Raw genomic sequence first — 22555 nt, forward strand, 5'->3', positions numbered from 1 at the left:
TCGTCGAGTCCAAGGCTGATCCTCGACCCCTACCCGTCCAGCAGACTCGGCGCCTGATACGTACGCAACGTTATGAACAGTGGGACAGGATCGACCTCCGTGCCCGCTCCGCTCGCGACTGACCGTGCCCTGACCACGGCGAGGTTGTTGCGCATTACATCGAGTATCGGATGGCCCTCTTCAAGCTTGGAGCGGCCGGTTTCAAGCACGGACTCGAGCGCGTTGATCGCCATTGCGAAGTCAGCCTGGCTCGCACGGACCATGGCGTGGTTGTGCCGAAGTAACAGGTACCGAGTATGCCCATTCCCGTAGGCTTTCAAAGTTGACGACAAGGCGCCCTCCAGCTCGACAAGTGCGGCAACCGGTTGGTGCGCTGCGTGGAGCGCGACGCCCAAATGTCCACGAACGACGGCCGTCCTCGGATGCCCTCGCCCGTATGTCTCCGCATTAATGAGGAGTGATTGACGAGCGAGCTGGATGGCTTCCGTCGAGTCACCCAGCCGCAGACGGATCGTACTCAGGCAGTCCAGGTCAACAGCGACTCGCGGATGTGACTCGCCGAACAGCTCCATGTCAACTTCCATGGCCCTGCGACATTCGTCCTCGGCTCTCGAACAGGCACCCATGTCCCGTAGCAGTGCCGCGAGGTTCACCCGAACCGTAACTGTCCTCGGATGCACCGCACCGTGGGCCTCCTTGCATATCGCGGCCGCGGCCTCGAATTCACCGAGAGCTAACTCATACAATCCACGGTCATGAAGAACACCCCCGATATTGTTTCGAATCGGCACGAGCCTGGGGTCGGCCGGCCCGAATGTGGTATTAACAAGATCCCGCGCGCGTTCCAGATGCGACTGGGCCAGCTCGAGGTCTCCCAGATACTGCAGGACACCGGCCAGGTTCACCCGACGGATCGCCGCGCGGACATCGTTTGCTCCATAGGCGCTCTCGGTCACGTCGAGAGCCGTTTCGTACTGCATTCGAGCCTCTCGCATCTCGCCAAGGTCCTGCAGTACGCGGCCCAGGGAGCTTCTTATCCGCGAGGTTACGCCCGCCTCCATGTTGGCCGAGACGGCAAGATTTAGCGCGACCGTGAGCTCGGTACGGGCCTGGAAGAGGTTGCCCTCCTCCTGAAGGGCACGACCGATGTCGCAGAGCAGCTCTACCAGATGCCGCTTGTCGGTTCTACGTCTACGTCTCTCCGCCGCCACGGCGGCCGTGTACTCGGCTCTGGCCTCGGTCACGCGTCCGAGGTCCTGTAGAACCCTGCCAAGATCGCGGCGTGCGTACGACGTCTGCCTCGACCCGGCTCCAGTCGAATCGTTCGACAGACGCACGGCGTGCCTGAGCGCGGCCTCCGCGTCCGCCAACTGGACTCGTGCGTGCATGCAGCGGCCCGCCCGGCCGAGTAACATGCCGGCCACGGGAAGTTCGAGTCTGGAACGTTCAGCATGCTGGACCAGAACCAGTAAGTGGGGCAGGAGTTCGTCACAGCGGCTCCAGTCCTGCGGGTCGCTTCCTTCCTGCGGAAAGGTGGCGCTGAGCCAGCGCAAGCAGGATCGTACAAGATCTCCCTCTCGCCTTGCGCCCATACGTGACCTGACAAGCACCTGCACCAGCCGATGGATCCCGAGAGTTCTCGGGCCGGCGGAGATGAGGGAGTAACGCACCAGGCCGCTCACTGCGGAATTGTAAAGGATCGTGTCGGACAGGATCGCCCGCAACGGTCCGGGGAAAAACTCTGCGGAGATCTGCAGCATGCTCCTTGGAATATTGTCCGCTCCTAGAACCGCACACAGTTCCAGAACATCGGTCGCGGCTGACATCTCGTCGCGCAGGCGGTCAAGTGCCAGCGACCACGTGCTCGCGAGCGTCTGCGGATAGTCAGAAGGCTCGCCGAGGGTGAGCGCGGAAAACTCATGCGACCGGTACAACTCCAGGTAGTCTCCGACCGAGATTCGGGTTGACTCGATATACGCCGCGGCCTGTTCCAGCGCCAATGGCAGTCTTCCGAGCGTCTCCGCCAGCTCTCCTAGATTCTCATCTCCCGCCGAGCCGACCCTCTTCGCCAGAAATGCAACGGATTCCGTCCAGGTCAGGACATCGACCAGGACCGGTGTCGCATGGCCGACCCAACTCGGATTTCTCGAGGTGATAAGAACATGACCACCCTCTGGCACATAGCGCTCGATGTCGGACGGCTTCTCAGCGTTGTCAAACACCAGGAGCCAGCGCTTTCCGTCCAGCCGTCGGGTCACCATCTCCAGGATTTCCTCCTGACTGGCGACCTTTGGTAGACCCAGCTTTCGGCCAAGATTGGCGAACCCCGTTATGATTGCGGGAGCATGATCGGCCTCGATCCACCATACGATGTCGTAATCCGCGGCATAGCGATGCGCATACTCGAGCGCGAGCTGAGACTTCCCCACACCACCGAGGCCATGGAGCGCCTGAACCACTGTGGGTTGAGCACTTGCCTGAAGAAAGTCTCGCACGGAACCAATCAGCTCGCTCCTACCCGTAAAACTTATGTTTCTTCTGGGCAGGTTGGATGCGTCAGGGGGATTGGCGGGGAACCGCGGCTCAGAGGCAGGATATCGACCAATGCTCGCCGAGCCTGCCCGCCTGTCCGGTGAGGAGCCACCGCGGCGTGCCATATGATTCAATGCGGCGATGGCGCCTCCGCGACCCTCGCCACTTAGATCTATCACATCGTGGCGCTCCATGAACTGCGGCACGGGACTGTGATCGACCCTGACGAGAACCGTCCTCCGTGCCAGCGGCCCGTGCCCGAGAACTCTCGAGGCCCACAGGTCCCGACTGTAAGGAGACAACAAGTATGTCTTCGAAACAACGAGCAGCAGGTCGCGGCCGCTGCGATCGACCCGATCCACCAGGTCCGCGTAATCCTGGTCCGGGCGGAAGTCCCAGCCCTGAAGCTCCACCGAGAAACCATCGGCTCGCAGGACCCAGGCGATCCACTCTGCCCATGAACGGTCAGCTCCGTGATAACTGACAAAGAAGCGCGGTAATGACTCGTATGGCATGCGGACCCCCGTCTCCGTGCCTACCTACGACACCCGTTCCAGCGCTAGCTGCCTGATCTGCCACACAGCCCGCCTGTCACGCAGGCCCCGCATCATGGCGACCAGCTCCCGCCGGAGTACGGTCAGGGCGTCCTCCGACACCGTTGCCCTCACAATCTCGTCACTGCCCCAGACAAGCATGTTCAGGTAGAACATCCTGCCTATCCGCTCTGGCGTCGGAGCTACCAGGGCGATCTGGTTGGTCAGGACGCGGACCCCGGCCGGCGGCACGATCTCCGCGAGAACCGGGCCCACCTCCAGCTGCTGTCCGTTGTGGGCAAGCAGTGAGGTGACCGCGCGCTGGTAGGTCTGCAGGATCGGATCATCGGTGATGACCCGATCCACCTCATATACCAGCAACCGACCGCCCCTGGCGAGCTGAGACAGCCACAGATCCACCATTCCGGCTGTATCCGGAAGATGCGACAGCAGGAATCGAGAATGAATTATGTCCGCTCTGTAATCCGTCAGCAGGGGCCTGGTGACATCGGCCGCTTCAAATCGGACACGATGCGTCGAAGTCGGTCCGGCCAGTGCCAGAAAGGCCTCCGACCTTTCGAAGCCCACGACGTGCGCCGCTCCACTGGCCGACGCGAGCAGGTGGGTCGAATGTCCCGGACCGCACCCCAGATCGACGGCGTGACGGGAAACGTCCTGCATGTTGCGACTGATGAAGCGGCTGCTGCTCCGAGAGAACACATCGGCAAGAGTCACCAGCCGTTCGGTCGCGGCCTCCGTGTCCCCGAACGTGTATTTTGAGGGCGCAGGTTCTGCCTCGCCGTACGCCACCGCCGAACTCCCTCCACTGACCTTTTCACCGCCACGGTGTTGCGTTGCCCGGCGCGCCGGTGTGGGCCATGTGAGAGGACTGTACCGAGGGCGAGATCCGGTTGCACCGAAACAGCTGGTATCCGCGTGTCGATGTGCGCATCGTCAAGCAAACGGGGATCTGGTACTGGCGGTGCGGGCGTCATCGCCGTCGACCAACTGACCGCCTGGTGAGCGGAGTCGAACCTGGTACGCGGCGAGGCGACTCCGGTACTGGCGAGTTCGTCCAGTGGACTGATCTGCAGTCCTGGCGCCGCATTCGGTCCTGCCGTCGAGTGGACGTGGGTACTGACCATCACCGCCGCGCTCACCGTCGTCGGGCTCGCCGTGCTCGCGGTCGCGTACCGGTGGGCCTTATCCGGTGCTCTCTCCGTCGCCCGCGGCCTCCAGGTCACCTTCCAGTTCAAGGTAAGTGGACTGCAGGCCGGCCAGCGTGGCTTCCTGAGGAGCCTCCCACAGGCCACGCTCCGCGGCCTCCAGCAGGCGTTCGGTCATGCCGCGCAGTGCCCACGGGTTGGACGTCCGCAGGAACTCGCGGGTCTCGGCGTCGAAGACGTAGGAGGCGGCCAGCGACTCGTACATCCAGTCCTGCACGACACCGGCGGTCGCGTCGTAGCCGAAGAGGTAGTCGACCGTCGCGGCCAGCTCGAACGCGCCCTTGTAGCCGTGACGGCGCATCGCCGCGATCCAGCGCGGGTTGACCACCCGGGCGCGGAACACCCGGTGGGTCTCCTCCTGCAGGGTGCGGGTGCGGACGGCGTCCGGCAGCGCGCTGTCACCGACGTAGGCGGCCGGCGACGTACCGGTGAGTGCGCGGACGGCGGCCACCATCCCGCCGTGGTACTGGAAGTAGTCGTCGGAGTCGACGAGGTCGTGCTCGCGGGTGTCCTGGTTCTTCACCGCGATCTGGATGCGGCGGAACGCGGTCTCCATGTCGGCGCGGGCCTCGGCGCCGTCCAGGCCGCGCCCGTAGGCGTAGCCGCCCCAGACCGCGTACACCTCGGCCAGGTCGGCGTCCGAGCGCCACTGCCGGGAGTCGATCAGCGGCAACAGGCCGGCGCCGTACGCGCCCGGCTTCGAACCGAAGATCCGTGTCGTCGCGCGGCGCAGTGCGGCCGCGTCGGCGCCACCCACCGCGCCGGCCGCGCCCGCGGTGCCTGCCGCGCCGCCGCGCCCGCCGACCGTCGGGACGGCCCCGAGCGCCGCGAGGTCGGCCCGGACGTGCGCGGCCAGCGCGTTGACGTCGTCGGGCTCGTCGAGCACCGCCACCGCTCGCACCGCGTCGTCGAGCAGGGCCACGACGTGCGGGAACGCGTCCCGGAAGAATCCGGAGATCCGCACCACCACGTCCACCCGCGGACGCCCGAGCTCCGCGCCCGGGACGACCTCGAAGCCGGTGACCCGCCGGGACGCGTCGTCCCAGGTGGGACGGCAGCCCAACAGCCACAGCACCTCGGCGATGTCGTCGCCCTGGGTGCGCATCGCCGACGTCCCCCAGACGGTCAGCCCGACCGAGGCCGGGTAGCCGCCGGTGTCGGCGAGGTAGCGCTCGATCAGCGAGTCGGCGAGCGCGCGGCCGGTCTCCCAGGCGAGCCGGGACGGGATGGCCTTCGGGTCGACGGAGGCGAAGTTGCGCCCGGTGGGCAGCACGTTGACGAGCCCACGGGTCGGCGAGCCGGACGGGCCGGGCGGGACGAACCGCCCGTCGAGGGCCCGCACGGTGTTGACGATCTCGTCCGGGGTGCGGGCGAGGCGGGGGACGACCTCGGTAGCCGCGAACGTGAGGACCCGCTCGACCTCGGCCCGTGCCTCAGCCGGCACCACCCCGGCCGGCTGCCCGGCCACCACGGAGCTGACGGCGGCCGGCGACCAGCCGGCGTCCTCGAGTGCGGCGACCAGCGACCGGGCAGTCTGCTCGAACGCGTCGACCTGCGCCCGGGAGGCCTCGGTGTCGCCCTCGGTGTGGCCCAGTGCCGCGCGCAGCCCGGGTACCGCCCCGGCCCTGCCCGCCCACATCTGGTTGGCGCGCAGGATGGCGGTGACCAGGTTCGTCCGTGCCTCCCCCGCCGGGGCCACCCCGAGGATGTGCAGGCCGTCGCGGATCTGGGTGTCCTTGACCTCGCAGAGGTAGCCGTCGACGTGCAGCAGGAAGTCGTCGAACTCGGCGTCGCTGGGGCGGTCGGCCTGCCCGAGGTCGTGGTGCAGCTGGGCGGACTGGATCAGCGTCCAGATCTGGGCGCGCACGGCGGGCAGCTTGGCCGGGTCGAGCGCGGCGAGCGTCGCGTACTCGTCGAGGAGCTGCTCCAGCTTGGCCATGTCGCCGTAGGAGTCCGCGCGGGCCATCGGCGGTACGAGATGATCGACGATCACGGCGTGGGCGCGGCGCTTGGCCTGCGTCCCCTCCCCCGGGTCGTTGACCAGGAACGGGTAGACGAACGGCAGGTCGCCGAGGACGGCGTCCGGCGCGCACCCCGCGGACAGCCCCAGGCCCTTGCCGGGCAGCCACTCCAGCGTCCCGTGCTTGCCGAGGTGGATGACGGCGTCCGCGCCGAAGACCTCGTCCAGCCAGCGGTAGGCCGCCAGGTAGTGGTGGGACGGCGGCAGGTCCGGGTCGTGGTAGATCGCCACCGGGTTCTCCCCGAACCCCCGCGGCGGCTGGATCAACACGACGATGTTGCCGAACCGCAGCGCGGCCAGCACGATCGCCGGCTCCGCCCCGCCGCCGTCGTCGACGTAGAGGGAGCCCGGCGGCGGTCCCCAGTGCTCGGCCATGGCGCCGCGCAGCGACTCGGGCAGCCGGGCGAACCATCCCTCGTAGGTGGACGCCGGCACCCGCGCCGGCGCCGCGGCGAGCTGCTCCTCGGTCAGCCACTCGACGTCGTGCCCACCGGCGGCGATCAGGGCGTGGATCAGGGCGTCCCCGGCCGCGGCGTCCGGTCTGACGTCCCCCGGCCCGCCGTCGGCGGAGCGGAGGTCCTCGCCCGGGTAGCCGTCGCCGAGGTCGTAGCCGGCGGCGCGCAGCGCGTCGAGCAGCAGCACGGCCGACGCCGGGGTGTCGAGCCCGACGGCGTTGCCCACCCTGGAGTGCTTCGTCGGGTACGACGAGAGCACGATCGCGATCTTCTTCTCGGCGGTTGGGGTGTGCCGCAGCCCGGCCAGCCGGCACGCGATCCCGGCGACCCGGGCGGTGCGCTCCGGATCCGCCACGTACACCGGGACGCCGTCCGCCCCCTGCTCCTTGAACGAGAACGGGACGGTGATGATCCGGCCGTCGAACTCCGGGATGGCGACCTGCATCGCCGCGTCCATCGGGGACAGCCCGGCGTCGCTGTCCGCCCAGACGGCGCGCGACGAGGTCAGGCACAGCCCCTGCACCACCGGGACGTCGAGCGCGGCAAGCGCGCCGACGTCCCAGGCGTCCTCGTCGCCGCCGGCGGACGCGTCCGACGCGCGGGTGCCGCCCGCGGCGAGCACGGTCACCACGAGCGTGTCGACGCCGGCCAGGGCGTCGATCACCCCGCCGGCCGCGGCGCCCCGCAGCGTCGAGCAGAACACCGGACGGGCGTTGGCGCCGGCTCCCTCGATCGCGTCGCACAGCGCGTCGACGAACCCCGTGTTCCCGGAGGTGGCGTGCGCCCGGTAGAACACGACACCGACGGTCGGGCGGTCCGCCTTGGCCACCCGGTCACCGTGCGGCCCGTGCGCGGGCAGCTCCACCGGCGGGGCGAACCCCAGCCCGGTGAGCAGCAGCGTGTCGGAGAGGAAGCGGTAGAGCTCGGCGAGGTTCCCGACGCCGCCTTCGGAGAGGTAGGCCAGCGCCTCCGTCGCGACGCCGGCCGGAACGGTGCCGCGTGCCATCAGCGCCGCGTCCGGCGTCGACTCGCCGCCGAGGGCGACGACCGGCAGCCCGCTGGCCACGGTCGCGGCGAGGCCCTCGGGCCAGGCCCGTTCGCCGCCGAGCAGGCGTACCACCACCACGTCGGCCCCGGCGAGGAACGCCGGTACCTCCGCCGCGTCGAGGCGGGCCGGGTTGGCGACCCGCCAGGGCACGCCGCTGGCCCGCGCGGCGAGCAGCTCGGTGTCGGCGGTGGACACCAGCGCCAGCACCGGCTCAGCGGTCAGCACCGGATCAGCCGGGACGCCGCCCGGCGGTGTGTTCGGCATTTCAGGGTGCTCCCGGGGGTACGAAAGGCAGGCCGGCGGGCGCGCCGCGGTCGAGCAGCGCGCGCACCGTCGCGGTGTCGAGATGGTCGGCGACCAGGTCGCCGAGGGCGTCCAGGCGGCGCGCCCGGACGTCGGCGAAGCAGGTGACGGCGGGGTGGAACGAGCGGCCGGCGGCCGCCGCCACCCCGGTGAGGAACGCCCGTCGGAACTCGTCGTTCTCCAGCAGGCCGTGCCAGCTCGTGCCGGACACGCCGCCGCGGCGCACCCCGTCGACCGCGAACGGCTCCGCGGCGCCGCCCGTGCCGGGCAGGGCGTCGTCGACCGTGGGCCGGCCGTGTCGGATCTCGTAGCCGGTGACCGGATGCCCGTCGGCGCTGACGCCGTGGCGGCGGCCGAGGACCTTGTCGGCGGCGAAGCGGGTGACCAGCGGCAGCAGGCCGAGCCCCGGCACCTCGCCGGCACCCGACTCGATCTCGTCCTCGATGCGCACCCCGAGCATCTGGTATCCGCCGCAGATGCCGAGGATCGGCAGGCCGGCGGCGGCGCGCGCGGCGAGGGCGCCCGCCAGGCCGCGGCGGCGCAGCCACGCCAGGTCGGAGACGGTGGCACGGGTCCCGGGCAGTACGACCAGGTCGACGTCGGCGATCTCGTCGGGGGTGGTGACGAGCCGCACGGAGACCCCCGGCTCGGCGCGCAGGGCGTCCAGGTCGGTGATGTTGGACAGCCGGGGGAAGCGGACGACGGCGACGCGCAGCCGGTCCGGGCCGGTGTCGGCCGCACCCGACCCGTCCGCCTCGGGGTCGGGGTCGGGGTGGGAGCGCAGGTCCAGGGAGTCCTCGACGTCCAGCCACAGGCCGGGCAGCCACGGCAGCACGCCGAGGACGGGACGTCCGGTGAGGCCCTCGAGCTGGCGCAGCCCGGGTTCGAGCAGCCGCGCGTCGCCCCGGAACCGGTTGATCACCCAGCCGGCGATGTGGGCCTGGTCGGCCCGGTCGAGCAGGGCGAGCGTGCCGAACAGCGCGGCGAACACGCCACCCCGGTCGATGTCGCCGACCACGAGGACGGGCAGGTTCGCCGCCCGGGCCAGGCCCATGTTGGCGATGTCGGTCGCACGCAGGTTGATCTCGGCCGGTGACCCGGCGCCCTCGCAGATCACCGCGTCAAAGCGGCCGCGCAGGTCAGCGAGACAGTCCAGGACGATGCCCAGCAGGCGCTCCTTGTGCGGCCGGTACCCGAGCGCGTCGACCTCGGCGACGGGACGGCCGAGCACGACAAGCTGGCTGTGCCGGTCCGATCCCGGTTTGAGCAGCACCGGGTTCATCGCGGCTTCGGGCTCCACCCCGGCCGCGGCGGCCTGCATCGCCTGCGCCCGCCCGATCTCGGCGCCGTCGGCGGTGACCACCGAGTTCAGCGCCATGTTCTGGGCCTTGAACGGCGCGACGCGCACCCCTTCGCGGGCCAGCCAGCGGCACAGGCCGGCGGTCAGGACGCTCTTGCCCGCGTCCGAGGCGGTTCCCGCCACCAGCAGTGCCCCGCCCGCGGCCGGGCGCGTCATCCCCCCTCCCCCGGGCCGCGGGAGCCCGCCCGGCGCGTCCGCAACGTGTCGAGGGCGGCGACCGCGCCGGCGCACACCACGACCGAGGCCGCGCTGACCGCGCCGGAAAGACGGGCCGCCGCCGCCAGGTCGCCGGCTTCGGCCGGACGCCCGGACCCCAGCTCGGGACGGTGCTCGACCCCGTGCGGGTACCGCAGCTCACCACCGAGACGCAGGCCGAGCGCACCGGCGAACGCGGCCTCGACCACGCCCGCGTTCGGGCTCGGGTGCGATCGGCCGTCGCGGCGCATCACCCGGAACGCCTCCGCCGGGGAACCGCCGACGACCGGGGCGCAGGCGCAGGTGAGCAGCGCGCACATCCGGGCCGGCAGCAGGTTCGCCGCGTCGTCGGTCCGGGCCGCGGCCCAGCCGAACCGGCCGTGCCGGGCGTCGCGGTAGCCGACCATCGCGTCGAGGGTGTTCGCCGCGCGGTAGGCCACCAGCCCGGGCAGCCCGGCGACGGCCCCCCACAGCAGCGGGGCGACGACGGCGTCCGAGGTGTTCTCCGCCACCGACTCCACCCCGGCGCGCGCGAGCCCGCCGGCGTCGAGGGCCGACAGGTCCCGCCCGCACAGCGACGGCAGCCGCGTCCGGGCCGCGCGCAGGTCGCGGCGTTCCAGCTCGCCGCCGAGGGCCCGGCCCTGGCGCCGCAGCGAGGTGCCGCCGAGCACCGTCCAGGTCGTGGCGGCGGTCAGGCCCGCGCGGGCCAGCGCGGCCCGCCGTCCCGGGCGCCGGCCGGCCAGCGCCCGTTCCGCGCCGGCGGCCGCGGCGCCCGTGCCGGCGACGAGGACCGTGGCGTACGCCGCGCCGACCAGCCGGCTGTCACGGTGGACGGCCCGCTCGAGGCCGGCGGCGATCCGCCCGAAACCGGCCACGGGATGGCCACGGGCAGGGTCGGCGAGCACCGCGTCGAGGGCCGCGCCGAGGACGAGCCCCACCGTGCGGGCGCGGCTCACCCGGCCGACGGCGCCGTGGCCTGGCTGGAGGCGCGGGTCTCGTCCGCGCGGGCGACGGTGCCGGCCTGGCGCGCCGGCGCCGGCGCCGGGCTCAGCACCCGGTGGGCGAGGGGCCCGAACACCAGTCCGAGCGTCGCCCACAGCACCGCCTGGGTGCCCAGCGAGGCCAGCCGGAACCGCCACAGCAACTCGGCCGGGAAGGACGCCGGCACCTCGTTGATCACCGGCATGACGACCGCGGCCACGGTCACCAGGACGGCGAACACCGCCGCCGCCGCGAGCGCGGCGTTCCAGGTGCCGAGACGGGCCGACACCAGGCGGCCGACCTGGGCCGCGATGAGCGCGGCGAGCACCGCCACCAGGACCATGACGACGTAGAGGCCGGTCCGGCGGTCGATCGTGTCCGGGTTGCCGACCGCCGGCGGGTTCGCCGGGTACTTCAGGAAGGGCACCACGGCCACCGCGACGAAACCGACCACCGCGACCACCGCGGCGGTGGGCCGCATCCCGCCGGTGCCGATGCGGCCGTAGGCGACCGCGCACGCGATCGCGAACAGCCCACCGATCGCGATGCCGTACACCGCGGTCGCGACCGCGAGACCCAGACCCTTCTGGGTGCTCCGGGAGACGACCTCCTCCTCGGCGTGCTCACCGGGAGCCGGCGGGGGCGCCGACGCCTCCTCGATGGCGATCGACGCGTCCACCTGGGGCTCGCCGGTGATCGACGCGAACCCGAAAGCCAGCAGACCAGCGAAGAAACCTGCGAGCATGCCAAAGACAAGCAGCCTGCGCATCATGTAGAACGGCCTCCGCCGTAGGCCGGAGAGAATCCTCCGGGGCAGGCGGTCAGTGGCAGGGGAAGCCCAGCAGGTGCCGGCCGTCGTGCACGAACTCGTGCACCCAGGTTCCGCCGATGAGGGAGAACGCCCCCTCCTCGGAACCGACGAAGTAGATGCCCAGCAGCATCAGCGCGCCGACGAGCACCGCCCACGGGACGATGTCGCGCAGCGGAAGAGGCAACGGCAGGGGACGAGCGGTACCGCCGGCGAGCGGCGTGGCGGCGGGCGAAGAAGCGGCGGAGTCGGGCATGCGAAGACCTCCCAGGGATCACGCGTCCGGCTGGTGGATTCGTGATGAAACGGGTCTGACTTCCGGACTGGAAACGGAATGCTCCAGCGGTCACAGTGGCGCGGCCGTGCCGGTATCTCACCGGCTTCCTGTCAACATCACGACTAGCCTCGACAGGCTACGAGGTTCCTTAAGGAATCGTCAACAGCGAGTTCCGCCTGTCACATCCCCGCCCACCGCCCGGCAGGTCGTGCCGGTCTCACACTGACATCGAGTAGGCGACCACGCCGCGGCGGATCGCGTCTATCGCAGCCCGGGCGGCCCGGCCGACGCCGAGGATCCCGTCGGTGCCGGCGCGCTCCTGCGCCGTGGGCCCACCCGAGGCCGGCCCGGCGGACGTCTTCGCCGCGTAGACCGGGGCGACCTGCGCGATCTGGTCCAGCAGGTCGATGAGCTGGCGCATCCAGCGGACGAAGTCCCCCGCCGTCAGGTCCGCGCCGGCGTCCTCGAGGACCTTCTCCAGCCCGCGCCCGCAGGCCCAGCCGTGCGCGACCGCGACGAAGCCGAGGTCGGGCGGGCGCAGGAACCCGAGCCGGTGATGGTCCTCCGTGGCGCCCAGCCGGGTGTAGACACCCGCCATGTCCGCGAGCGCGTCGCGCAGCGCGCCCCCACCGGGGATCGTCGGCGCGGCGACGTCGTCACCGCGTGGCTCGAAGACCAGCGTCGAGACCGCGGCGGCCAGCGCGGGTGGGGTCAGCCCCTCCCACACTCCCGTGCGCAGGCATTCCGCGACCTGCAGGTCCTGCTCGGTGTAGATGCGCGCCAGCATCGCGCCCGCGTCGGTGACGGAGTCGCCGCCGACGGCCAGGTAACCGAGCTCGGCGAGCGTGTCACGGACCCGGTCGAAGGTCCGGGCCACCGTGTTCGTCCGCCCCTCGACCTTGCGCTCGAGCCCGGTTGTCTCGCGGCGCAGGCGGTCGATGCGTTCCGCCGAGCGCAGGTGTGCCTCCCGCTCCGGGCAGTCGTGGACGGGATGGGCCCGCATCGCGCGGCGCAGCCGGGCCAGCTCGGCGTCGTCCGCGGCCAGCGAACGCGCCCGCTCGCGGCGGCCGGGCTCCTCCGGCAGCCGGATGTTGCGCAGCGACGACGCCAGGTCGCGGCGTGCCTGCGGCGAGCGGGAATTGAACGACTTCGGGATACGGACCCGGGCCAGCGGCTCGACGGCCACCGGAAAATCAATCATCGACAGGCGCCGGACCTGGCGGTCCTCGGTGAGGACGACGGGGCGCGGCCCTTCCGCCGAGCCCTCGTCGACACCGGCGTCGAGCACCACGACAAGCCCGCCGCGCCGCCCGGCCGGCACGCGCACCACGTCGCCGCTGCGCAGCTTCGCCAGCGCCGCGGCGACCTCGGACTGGCGGCGCACCGTCCCCGCGCGGGACAGGTCGGCCTCGCGCTCCCGGATCTGGCGGCGCAGCCCGTCGTACTCGGTGACCGAGCCGCGGTCGCATTCGAGGGCGGCGGTCAGCTCCTCGATCGCCGTCTGGTTGCGGCGCACCGCGCGGGCGATGCCGACGACGGCCTTGTCCGCCTGGAACTGGGCGAACGACGACTCCAGGACGGTGCGCGCGCGCTCGGCGCCGAGGCGGCCGACGAGGTTGACCGCCATGTTGTAGGACGGCCGGAACGACGACTTCAGCGGATAGGTCCGGGTCGAGGCCAGGCCGGCGAGGGCGAGCGGGTCCAGCCCGGGCTGCCACAGCACGACGGCGTGGCCCTCGACGTCGATCCCGCGCCGCCCGGCCCGCCCGGTGAGCTGCGTGTACTCGCCGGGCGTGATGTCCGCGCGGGTCTGGCCGTTGAACTTGGTGAGCCGTTCCAGGACGACGGTGCGCGCGGGCATGTTGATCCCGAGCGCCAGGGTCTCGGTGGCGAACACCGCGCGGACGAGCCCACGCACGAACAGCTCCTCCACCACCTCCTTGAAGGTGGGGAGCATGCCTGCGTGGTGGGCGGCGATACCCCGCTCCAGCCCTTCGAGCCACTGCCAGTAGCCCAGGACGGCCAGATCGGCCTGGGGCACTCCCGCCGTCCGGGCCCGTACGTGTTCCCGGATCTCGCGCTGCTCGTCGGGGGACGTCAGCCGCAGACCCGCCTGGATGCAGGACGTCACCGCGGCGTCGCAGCCGACCCGGCTGAAGACGAACAGGATCGCGGGCAGCAGGCCGGCACGGTCCAGCCGGACGATGACGTCGGGCCGGTTCGGCGGCCCGGAACGGCGCCGCCCGGCCCCGGCCCCGTTCCCGTTCCCGGCGCCGGGCCGGCCCGGCCGCGACGACCGAGGCCCGCGGCCGCGCTCGTACACCGCGCGGGACTCCTCCCGGGCGAGCCGGAGCAGATCCGGGTTGACCGCCCGCCCCCCGGCCGCCGCACCAGCACCGGCGATATCACCGACACGGGCTTCAGCGGCACGGGCTTCAGCGGCACGGGCGCCGGGCCGGCTGCCCGGGGTGGCGCCCCCGACGGACCCTGGGGCGGCGCCCCGCCCGTTCGGCCCCGGGCCGCGACGCGAGAACGCCGGGACGCCCGGATCCAGCCCGGACGGCTGGTCGACGAACAGGTCGTGCAGCGTCCGGTCCGCGAGGACGTGCTGGAACAGCGGCACCGGGCGGTGCTCACTGACGATCACCCGAGTGTGCCCGCGGACGGTGACCAGCCACTCGGCGAACTCCTCCGCGTTGCTGACCGTCGCCGACAGCGAGACGAGCCGCACGTGCTGGGGCAGGTGAATGATCACCTCTTCCCAGACGGCTCCGCGCTGGCGATCGGCGAGGTAGTGGACCTCGTCCATCACGACGTAGCCGAGGGAGTCCAGCCGGGCGCTGCCCGCGGCCTCGGTGTAGAGCATGTTGCGCAGGACCTCGGTGGTCATCACGACCACCGGAGCGTCCCCGTTGCGCGAGGTGTCGCCGGTCAGCAGGCCGATCGAGGCCGCGCCGTACCGGGCGACCAGGTCGGTGTACTTCTGGTTGGACAGGGCCTTGATCGGGGTGGTGTAGAAGCAGCGTGTGCCGGTCGCGAGCGCCAGGTGGGCGGCGAACTCGCCCACGACGGTCTTACCGGCGCCCGTCGGGGCGGCGACGAGGACACCCTCGCCCTGCGCGAGCGCCGCGACCGCCTCGGACTGGAACGGGTCGAGCCCGAACGGGTACCGGGCCGCGAACTCCTCGACGGCTCCGGGCGCGGAGGACACGAAGCTCACCCTACGCTGCCCGGGAGCAACGCAGAACCCGGGTTGCGCCGGTCAGGTGATGTCGCCGTGGGAGCCGTCGGCCGTCGCGGTGCCGGAGGCCCCGGCCGCGACCGCGTCGCCCTGCGCGGTAGCCCGCGGGTCGGCGGTACTCGGCGCCGGGGCCGGGGGGACCCGCTCGCCCGCGGACTCGTCGAAGTCGAGGGAGGAGGTCTCGTCGTCGCCCAGGCCGGCGTAGGGGGACGTGTCCCCCCGGCGGGCCTTGCGCCGGTCGTTGAGCCAACCGATGATCAGCGCCACCTCGTAGAGGATGACCATCGGCAGGCCCAGCGCGAGCATGGTGAACGGGTCCTGGCTGGGCGTCACCACCGCCGCGAACACGAACACGAGGAAGATCTCGGCCCGCCGCCAGGACCGCAGCTTCGCCGTGGTGACGAGACCGGCGAGGTTCAGCATCGTGACCAGCAGCGGCACCTCGAACGACAGCCCGAACACGAGCAGCATCGCGATGACGTAGCTGAGGTACTTGCTGCCGTCGAGGATGCTGACGAGGCCGTCGCCGCCGAAGCCGAGCAGGAAGTTCAGGCCGGTCTCGAGCGTGATGTAGGCGAAGAAGCCACCGGCGGCGAAGAGCACCAGCGACGAGCAGACGAACGTCAGCGACCACCGGCGCTCGTGGCGGTGCAGGCCGGGGGTGATGAAGGACCAGAGCTGGTAGAGCCAGACCGGTGCCGAGAACACCGCCCCGGAGATCATCGAAATCTTCAGCCGGATCGTGAAGGCGTCGAGAATGCCGAAGAAGTAGAGCCGGCACGAACCGTCGCCGCTGCTGAAGTCACCGCGCTTGTCCGCAGGTAGGGCGCAATACGGATCGATCAGCCACTGGAAAATATTCGGCTCGACGATGAAGCAGACGATCGTGGCGACGGCGAAGGCGATCAGCGCCTTGGCCAGTCGGTTCCGCAGCTCGCGCAGGTGCTCGGTGAGGGGCATCCGGCTGTCCTCGACCGTGCGTGTGCGCCGATGGTGCACAGACGTGGCGAGCCTGCGCGGGTTGGGCAACCGTGGCACGGGCTGAGGCTCCTGCTCGATGTGGACGGCACTCGATCGGGACGATCGACTTGACGGGACGACGAATACAAGTGGTGGGCGAACGGCCCACAATCAGGCCGTGCCCCCCGCCGGGTACTCGGGACGGGAGCGCAGCCGACCCCGACAGCGGTCGGGCGCGCGCCGCGCCCGAGCACCTGACCGCCGTCAGCGACGGACGTGACCCGCCCGCGGAAGGCCTGTCGACCCGCGGTGGAGAACGATCCGCCGCAGGTCAGCCGACCCGGGGCACCTGCCCGGGCCGTGTTGGGACGGTCAGTGGCGCTCGGCGTCGACCGGCGCCACGCCGTTGACCGACGGGCTGGTCGCGGCCGGAGCGGCCGGGCGGCTCTCGATCGGAAGCGGGGCGACGGGCTGCGCGGCCGGAGCCGGGGCGGCCGGAGCGGCGCTCGCGTCGTCGTCGCGCAGGCCCTTCGTCTCCGCCTTGAAGATGCGCAGCGACCGGCCGAAGGAACGCGCCGCGTCTGGCAGTTTCTTCGAGCCGAAGAGCACCAGAACAACCAGCGCGATGATGATGATCTCGGTCGTGCCCAGGTTTGGCATGGCAGGCGTCCTCCGATTGCCGGTCCGGTCGGGAGACCGGTGCGCGATCGATGCTACGTCGGTCAGCCTAGGAGGGGATAGACCGTAACCGGGTATCCCACAGGTGACGTGTACGCAACGTGGAGATGATCGGCTATCTCACCACATCGGATGGCGACTGTCGTCCGGTTCACGTCCGGCCCGAAGGCGCTCCCACCGCGCGGCCGGTCAGCAGGTCAGCCGGCCCGGCTCGCGAGCCGGCTGGAGACCTCGGTCGACTCCAGCCGCCCCGCCAGCTCCGCGGCCTTCGTGGCCAGCTCGGCCGCGTGGTCCTTGAGGTCCATCGCGGCGTTCTTCGTCGCGCGGACCTTGCCCCACAGGCGCAGCGCGCACAGCACGAGCACGCCGAGCGAACCGACGGTGAGCACAAGGTGAGCGAACAGCAGCAGCACACCGGTCACCCTATGGGCTCCTCGGCGTAGGCGGCGAGGGCACGATCGGCCAGCTCGTGGACCCGCGCGGCCACCGAGGCCGGCTCGACCCGCCGCACCTGTGCACCCAGGCCCAGGACCAGCCGGTTCAGCCACGACGGCTCGGAGACCCGCAGCAGCACCGACACTCCCCCGTCGGGCAGCTCACACACGTCGGAGACGGGGTAGTAGTCGACGACCCAGCGGGCCTGCGGCTCCAGGTCGAGGCGCACCGGGATGTCGTCCGGCCCCGGCCGGTACACGCCGTCCGCGGTGTCGCGCGGCGTCGCGGTCGGCGGCGGCTGCGCGACGACGTCCAGGACGACGGCCCCACCGCGGCCGTCGATGCGGTCGAGCCGGAACAGCCGCACCGCCGACGCCCGGTGGCACCATCCCTCGAGGTACCAGTGCCCGTCCCGGACGAGCACCCGCATCGGGTCGACATCGCGCACCGTCATCTCGTCCCGCGACCACACCAGGTAACGCAACCGGACGCGCCGGCGGTCCCTGATCGCCCCCTGCAGGATGGCGAGCACCTCGTCGTGGGTGTCGAGCGCGACGCGCACATGCCCGGCCGGCTCGTCGCCGACGGCGTCCTCGACCTTGCGCAGTGCCTGATCGAGCGCCTCGCGCCCGGCCAGGCCGGGGACGTCGGTGAGCGCCCGGGCGGCGACGAGCAGCGCGGTGGCCTCGTCCGCCGACAGCCGCAGCGGGCGGTCGAGCGTCTGGGGGTCAACGACGGTGACCTGGTCGCCGGAGTAGCTGACGTCGATGAGGTCGCCGGGCGCGCCGCCGGGCAGCCCGCAGACGAACAGCAGGTCGAGGTCGTCGCGCAGCTGGCGCACCGTGACGTCGAACTCCGCGGCCGCGGCCTCGAGTGACACGCCGGGATGAGCCCGCAGCCAGGGTACGAGGGCCAGCAGCCTGCTGAACCGGTCGGTGGAGCCGCTCACCGCGGCCCGGTCCTCGCCAGCCATCCGGCGGGCCGGGTGCCGCGTTCGGGCGCCGTGGCTTCCAGGGTGGCCCGCAGCCGGCGGATGACCTCGGCGCGCAGGTCTGCGGGACCGATGACGGTCACGTCAGGCCCGTAGCCGACGATCCAGTGGGCGAACCGCTCCACGTCGGAGAAGTCGACGCTCAGCAGGTCGGTGTCCGGCACCGGGTTCATGGGCAGGTCAGGACCCGGCGCCTCCGCCGGGCGGGCCCGGCGGCGCAGCGCGTGCCCGCACCCGCGCCGGACCCGCAGCAACGCGCTGCGGGTGTGCTCGGGCGGCTCCGTCGAGGAGATCATCGCCCGCAGGTCCACATCGGGGGGGACGGTGAACGCGCCGGGCGGGCCGACCGCACGCACTCCGCCGGTCACCCTGGAGAGCCGGAACACCCGTGGCGCGGCCCGCCGCAGGTCGTGCCCGACCAGGTACCAGCGGCCCCGCCAGGACAGCACCCCCCACGGCTGCACGTGCCGCTCGGTGTCCTCGGTCTGCCCGGGACGGCGGTAGGGGAAGCGCACCACCCGGCCGGCCTGGACGGCGGCGAGCGCCGCCTCGAAGGCCGGCTCGGCCGTGTCGACCCGCGGCTCGAAGCCCTCGAACCCGCCGGGCCCGAGCGCCGAGGAGGGTCCCGCCAGGAGATCGGCCCCGCCCAGCCCGGCGGGGCGCACCGGGGCACCGGCGGCTGCCAGTTTGCGCAGCGCGCTCGCGGCCGGGGCGGCGAGGGTCGCGCTCGACCACAGCGAGGCGGCCAGCGCGAGCGCCGCGAACTCGTCCGGGTCGAGGGAGATCTCCCCGAGCGCGTAGTCGCCGCGGCGGATGCGGTAGCCGAGCTCGTCGCTGAACGCCGAATCCTGGCCGGTCTCGACCGGGATGCCGAGCTCGCGCAGGTACTGCTTGTCGCGCTCGAACATGCGCCGGTAGGCCTCCTGCGCCTCCTCCGACTCCCCCGGGTCGTACCCCTCCACCATCTCCCCGATCTGGGACACGGTGAGGAACCGCGATGTCGCCATCAGGCACATCGTCAGGTTGAGCAGACGCTCCAGCCGTCGGCGGGACACATCGGATGAGGCTAGCCGCACTCGACGTCAACGTGGTAACCGCCCCGCCGCCGCCGCGGGGCGGCGAGGACCGTCGTGGCCCCGGCCAGGGCCTACCCTGCCGGGGCGGCGACGCGACGCGTCAGAGAGACCCGGCCCCCGGATCGGCCGTGCCCTGCGACGTGCCCTCTTCGGCGCCGGCCGGCACGACCTCGAGCAGGTCGACGATGAACACCAGCGAGTCATCAGCCATGATTGTCGGCGGCTGGCCGCCCATCGGCCCGTAGCCGAGCTCCGGCGGGATCACGATCAGCCGGCGGCCGCCCGCCTTCATCCCGTCGATGCCCTGACCGAAGCCGGGGACCGTCCGGAGCAGGGAGAAGGTGTCCGGGGCGCCCCGCTCCCAGCTCGAGTCGAACTCCTTGCCGGTCTTCCAGATGGTGCCGACGTACTGGATCTGGACGGTGCTCGTCGCGCTGGCCGCCGCGCCCTCACCGGTCACCAGATCCTGGGTGACCAGGTCGGTCGGGGCCAGGCCCTTGCCCGCCGCCGCTACGGGCTTCTGGGTGAGGTCCACGGCGTTCTCGACGGCCGGCGGGCCGCCCGCCCGCGCACCGGCGTCCTGCGCGGCGGACGGGACCGGCGCGGCGGCCGTCCCGTCGGGCGTGTCCGACGAGCTGCACGCGGCGAGCGGCACCAGCAGGACGGCGGGGAGGGCGAGGGCGGCCAGCCGGTGACGGCGGCGGGCGATGACACCACGAAGCGAAGAGATCACGGAAGCAAAGATCCTCTGGATACTGCGCGGCACCGCCGCCGCGGCACGCGGGGCCGCCGGCCGGCGCCACGCGCTCGAGCTGCCTGAACCTGTGGAGTCAGACTGTAGAGGACAGGCCTCCGCGCTTCGGCACGACACCGGCCGGCCGGGCCGGCGCGGCCTACATGCTCGCGATCAGCTTGTCGACGCGGTCGTCCACCGACCGGAACGGGTCCTTGCACAGCACCGTGCGCTGGGCCTGGTCGTTGAGCTTGAGGTGCACCCAGTCGACGGTGAAGTCGCGCCGCTTCTCCTGCGCCCGCTTGATGAACTCCCCGCGCAGCCGGGCCCGGGTGGTCTGCGGCGGCACCGACTTCGCCTCGAAGATGTCGAGGTCGCGGGTGACCCGCTCGACCAGGCCGGCCCGCTCCATCCGGTAGTAGAGCCCGCGGTCACGGTGGATGTCGTGGTACTTCAGGTCGAGCTCGGCCACCCGCGGCGACGCCAGCGACAGCCCGTGCTTGAGCCGGAAGCGGTCGATGAGGACGAACTTGGTGACCCAGTCGATCTCCCGGGCGACCAGCTCCAGGTCCTCGGTCTCGATCGCGAGCAGGGTGCGGCCCCACAGGTCGAGCACCCGCTTCGCCACGGCGTCCCCGCCGCGCCGCTCGACGAACTCGACCGCCTTCGAGTAGTACTCGCGCTGGATGTCCAGCGCGCTCACCTCACGGCCGTTCGCCAGCTTGATCCGACGCTGGCAGGTCATGTCGTGGGACACCTCGCGGATCGCCCGGATCGGGTTCTCCAGCGACATGTCGCGCAGGACGACCCCCGCCTCGATCATGCGGAGCACCAGGTCGGTGGAGCCCAGCTTGAGCAGCATCGTCGTCTCGCTCATGTTCGAGTCACCGACGATGACGTGCAGCCGGCGGAAGCGCTCGGCGTCCGCGTGCGGCTCGTCGCGGGTGTTGATGATCGGACGCGAGCGGGTCGTCGCCGACGACACCGACTCCCAGATGTGCTCGGCGCGCTGGGAGATGCAGTACACCGCCCCGCGCGGGGTCTGCAGGACCTTGCCCGCGCCGCACAGGATCTGCCGGCTGACCAGGAACGGGACCAGCACGTCCGCCAGGCGGCTGAACTCGCCGTGCCGCCCCACGAGGTAGTTCTCGTGGCAGCCGTAGCTGTTCCCCGCCGAGTCGGTGTTGTTCTTGAACAGGTGGATGTCCCCGGCGATGCCCTCTTCGCGCAGCCGGCGCTCCGCCTCGACGAGCAGGCCCTCGAGGATCCGCTCGCCCGCCTTGTCGTGCGTCACCAGATCGGGCACGGAGTCGCACTCGGGGGTGGCGTACTCCGGGTGGCTGCCGACGTCCAGGTAGAGCCGGGCGCCGTTCTTGAGGAACACGTTGCTGCTACGACCCCAGGACACGACGCGTCGGAACAGGTAACGGGCCACCTCGTCCGGCGACAGCCTTCGCTGCCCGCGGAACACGCAGGTGACGCCGTACTCGTTCTCCAGCCCGAAGATGCGGCGATCCACGAGACCGACCCTATGCTCGGAACCCGCCTTCGCGTGGGGAGACGCTCGGGCTGGTCTCAGCTGTGGCCTCCCGGGGGCGCACGACCAGCCCGGCGGCGACCGCGGCCGCCGCCGGCGCGGCGGTGGCTTCGCTCGGAACCGACGTCCCGGCCGGGATCGTCCCGGCGCCGCCCGCGCGCTCCCGGCCGAGCAGGATCAGGGCGATCCCGGCGACCACCCAGATCGCCAGGACGGCCGCCGCACGCCCGCCACCGGCGCCATCGAAGTACAGGGTGGACCGCAGCAGGGTCACCCCCGCTCCGGGCGGCAGCAGCTGACCCAGGCCGCCCCACGGCGTCGGCAGCATCTCCGGCGCCGACGACGCGCCGGAGAGGGCCGCACCGAGCACGGTCACGCCGACAGCCGCGACGAGCCCGCGCCCCCCGGCCACCGCGCCCAGCCCGAGGACGGGTGCCACCACGGCCCCGGCGACCATCGCCAGGACGACCACGCTGCCCCCGAACGTGTCGGGCAGCACGTCGAGACCCCCACCGAGGGCCAGGGTGCCGGCCACCCCGGCGGCCACCATGAAGCCGACGAGGCCACCGAGACGGGCCTGCCTCGTCCGGGCGGCGCGCGCCAGCAGCACGCCCGCCGCCGCCGCGATCAGCACCAGCGGCAGGTAGCCGGCGGACACCCCGCCACCCTGATGATCGGCGGAGGCGTTGGGGACGACGTCGACGACGGGGATCCGCAGATCGGGAAACGTCACCGACATTCCGCGGACCAGCGCCTCGGCCACGGCGGGGCTCGCCGCGGACGCGAGGCGCAGCGCGAGCCCGTCGTCGGTGATGACGAACGCGGCGTAAGCCTTCCGGTCGCGCAGCACCCGGTCGGCGGCGGCGGCGTCCGGGACGACACCGATGCGCAGGGCGCCCGGCGACATCCGTTCGACCGCCTCCGTGATGGCCTTCGCGCCCTGCGGCTGGCCGGCGACGACCACGGGAAGCCCACGGGGACGCACCGAGGTGACCGTGGAGCCGTAGAGACAGACGACGAGGCCGAGCAGGACGGACATCCCGACGACCGTCACCGCCGTGCGGCGCACAGGTCCGGCCGTGCGGCGCACAGGTCCGGTGGCGCGGCCCGCCGCGGCTCGGAGGCGGTGCCAGCGCCCGTGTTCCGCCGTCAGATCCATCGGCCCT

At 71.8% G+C, this 22555-nt stretch carries 16 protein-coding genes and 1 riboswitch; all 16 genes read right to left on the reverse strand.

From position 1 onward, the window contains the following. Nucleotides 1–29: 29 nt before the first annotated feature. Nucleotides 30–3047 carry an FxSxx-COOH system tetratricopeptide repeat protein gene (gene fxsT, locus MXD62_RS11390; protein ID WP_248829266.1) on the reverse strand — a complete coding sequence of 1006 codons (3018 nt, stop codon included), beginning with the start codon at nucleotides 3045–3047 and terminating at the stop codon, nucleotides 30–32. A gap of 24 nt (nucleotides 3048–3071) precedes the next feature. Continuing rightward, on the reverse strand, nucleotides 3072–3875 hold the full coding sequence (locus tag MXD62_RS11395) for a trans-aconitate 2-methyltransferase (RefSeq protein ID WP_248829267.1): 804 nt from the start codon (nucleotides 3873–3875) through the stop codon (nucleotides 3072–3074). Nucleotides 3876–4268: 393 nt separating this feature from the next. Then, nucleotides 4269–8078 carry a cobaltochelatase subunit CobN gene (cobN, locus tag MXD62_RS11400; protein WP_248829268.1) on the reverse strand — a complete coding sequence of 1270 codons (3810 nt, stop codon included), beginning with the start codon at nucleotides 8076–8078 and terminating at the stop codon, nucleotides 4269–4271. 1 nt (nucleotide 8079) lies between these two features. Continuing rightward, the gene (locus tag MXD62_RS11405) at nucleotides 8080–9633 is read right to left on the reverse strand and encodes a cobyric acid synthase (protein WP_248829269.1); all 1554 of its coding nucleotides are present in this window, start codon (nucleotides 9631–9633) and stop codon (nucleotides 8080–8082) included. Beyond that, a complete protein-coding gene (locus tag MXD62_RS11410; protein WP_248829270.1) occupies nucleotides 9630–10628 on the reverse strand; it encodes a cobalamin biosynthesis protein in 999 nt (332 codons plus the stop codon). Before MXD62_RS11410 ends, MXD62_RS11405 begins: the two co-directional genes overlap by 4 nt. Continuing rightward, nucleotides 10625–11425 carry a CbtA family protein gene (locus MXD62_RS11415; RefSeq protein WP_248829271.1) on the reverse strand — a complete coding sequence of 267 codons (801 nt, stop codon included), beginning with the start codon at nucleotides 11423–11425 and terminating at the stop codon, nucleotides 10625–10627. The genes MXD62_RS11410 and MXD62_RS11415 overlap by 4 nt, the downstream gene beginning before the upstream one ends. A gap of 49 nt (nucleotides 11426–11474) precedes the next feature. Then, nucleotides 11475–11717 (reverse strand): CbtB-domain containing protein, encoded by a 243-nt coding sequence (locus MXD62_RS11420; RefSeq protein ID WP_020462351.1) that lies wholly within the window; start codon nucleotides 11715–11717, stop codon nucleotides 11475–11477. Nucleotides 11718–11770: 53 nt separating this feature from the next. Next, nucleotides 11771–11846, reverse strand: a riboswitch (cobalamin riboswitch). Between the two features lie 109 nt (nucleotides 11847–11955). After that, on the reverse strand, nucleotides 11956–14949 hold the full coding sequence (locus MXD62_RS11425; RefSeq protein WP_248829272.1) for an RNA helicase: 2994 nt from the start codon (nucleotides 14947–14949) through the stop codon (nucleotides 11956–11958). 51 nt (nucleotides 14950–15000) lie between these two features. Continuing rightward, nucleotides 15001–16017 carry a twin-arginine translocase subunit TatC gene (tatC, locus tag MXD62_RS11430; RefSeq protein WP_248829273.1) on the reverse strand — a complete coding sequence of 339 codons (1017 nt, stop codon included), beginning with the start codon at nucleotides 16015–16017 and terminating at the stop codon, nucleotides 15001–15003. A 294-nt stretch (nucleotides 16018–16311) separates the two neighbouring features. Continuing rightward, on the reverse strand, nucleotides 16312–16599 hold the full coding sequence (gene tatA / locus MXD62_RS11435) for a Sec-independent protein translocase subunit TatA (protein ID WP_248829274.1): 288 nt from the start codon (nucleotides 16597–16599) through the stop codon (nucleotides 16312–16314). Nucleotides 16600–16814: 215 nt separating this feature from the next. Beyond that, on the reverse strand, nucleotides 16815–17039 hold the full coding sequence (locus MXD62_RS11440) for a hypothetical protein (protein WP_071063543.1): 225 nt from the start codon (nucleotides 17037–17039) through the stop codon (nucleotides 16815–16817). Continuing rightward, on the reverse strand, nucleotides 17036–18001 hold the full coding sequence (locus tag MXD62_RS11445; protein WP_248829275.1) for a YafY family protein: 966 nt from the start codon (nucleotides 17999–18001) through the stop codon (nucleotides 17036–17038). The genes MXD62_RS11440 and MXD62_RS11445 overlap by 4 nt, the downstream gene beginning before the upstream one ends. After that, nucleotides 17998–19098 carry a helix-turn-helix transcriptional regulator gene (locus MXD62_RS11450; protein ID WP_368862395.1) on the reverse strand — a complete coding sequence of 367 codons (1101 nt, stop codon included), beginning with the start codon at nucleotides 19096–19098 and terminating at the stop codon, nucleotides 17998–18000. Before MXD62_RS11450 ends, MXD62_RS11445 begins: the two co-directional genes overlap by 4 nt. 121 nt (nucleotides 19099–19219) lie before the next feature. After that, nucleotides 19220–19852 (reverse strand): FKBP-type peptidyl-prolyl cis-trans isomerase, encoded by a 633-nt coding sequence (locus MXD62_RS11455; RefSeq protein WP_248829277.1) that lies wholly within the window; start codon nucleotides 19850–19852, stop codon nucleotides 19220–19222. A 160-nt stretch (nucleotides 19853–20012) separates the two neighbouring features. Then, nucleotides 20013–21371 (reverse strand): Pup--protein ligase, encoded by a 1359-nt coding sequence (gene pafA / locus MXD62_RS11460; protein WP_018499881.1) that lies wholly within the window; start codon nucleotides 21369–21371, stop codon nucleotides 20013–20015. A gap of 10 nt (nucleotides 21372–21381) precedes the next feature. Continuing rightward, the gene (locus MXD62_RS11465; RefSeq protein WP_248829278.1) at nucleotides 21382–22548 is read right to left on the reverse strand and encodes an ABC transporter permease; all 1167 of its coding nucleotides are present in this window, start codon (nucleotides 22546–22548) and stop codon (nucleotides 21382–21384) included. Nucleotides 22549–22555: the final 7 nt, after the last annotated feature.

Origin of the sequence: Frankia sp. Mgl5, from assembly GCF_023242985.1 — a bacterium.
Classification (GTDB): domain Bacteria; phylum Actinomycetota; class Actinomycetes; order Frankiales; family Frankiaceae; genus Parafrankia; species Parafrankia soli.

Coding starts and splice junctions, on each gene's coding strand:
- cobN (WP_248829268.1), bottom strand. CDS start 8,078: ATGCCGAACACACCGCCGGGCGGCGTCCCGGCTGATCCGGTGCTGACC.
- MXD62_RS11465 (WP_248829278.1), bottom strand. CDS start 22,548: ATGGATCTGACGGCGGAACACGGGCGCTGGCACCGCCTCCGAGCCGCG.
- fxsT (WP_248829266.1), bottom strand. CDS start 3,047: ATGCCATACGAGTCATTACCGCGCTTCTTTGTCAGTTATCACGGAGCT.
- MXD62_RS11420 (WP_020462351.1), bottom strand. CDS start 11,717: ATGCCCGACTCCGCCGCTTCTTCGCCCGCCGCCACGCCGCTCGCCGGC.
- tatA (WP_248829274.1), bottom strand. CDS start 16,599: ATGCCAAACCTGGGCACGACCGAGATCATCATCATCGCGCTGGTTGTT.
- MXD62_RS11415 (WP_248829271.1), bottom strand. CDS start 11,425: ATGATGCGCAGGCTGCTTGTCTTTGGCATGCTCGCAGGTTTCTTCGCT.
- MXD62_RS11405 (WP_248829269.1), bottom strand. CDS start 9,633: ATGACGCGCCCGGCCGCGGGCGGGGCACTGCTGGTGGCGGGAACCGCC.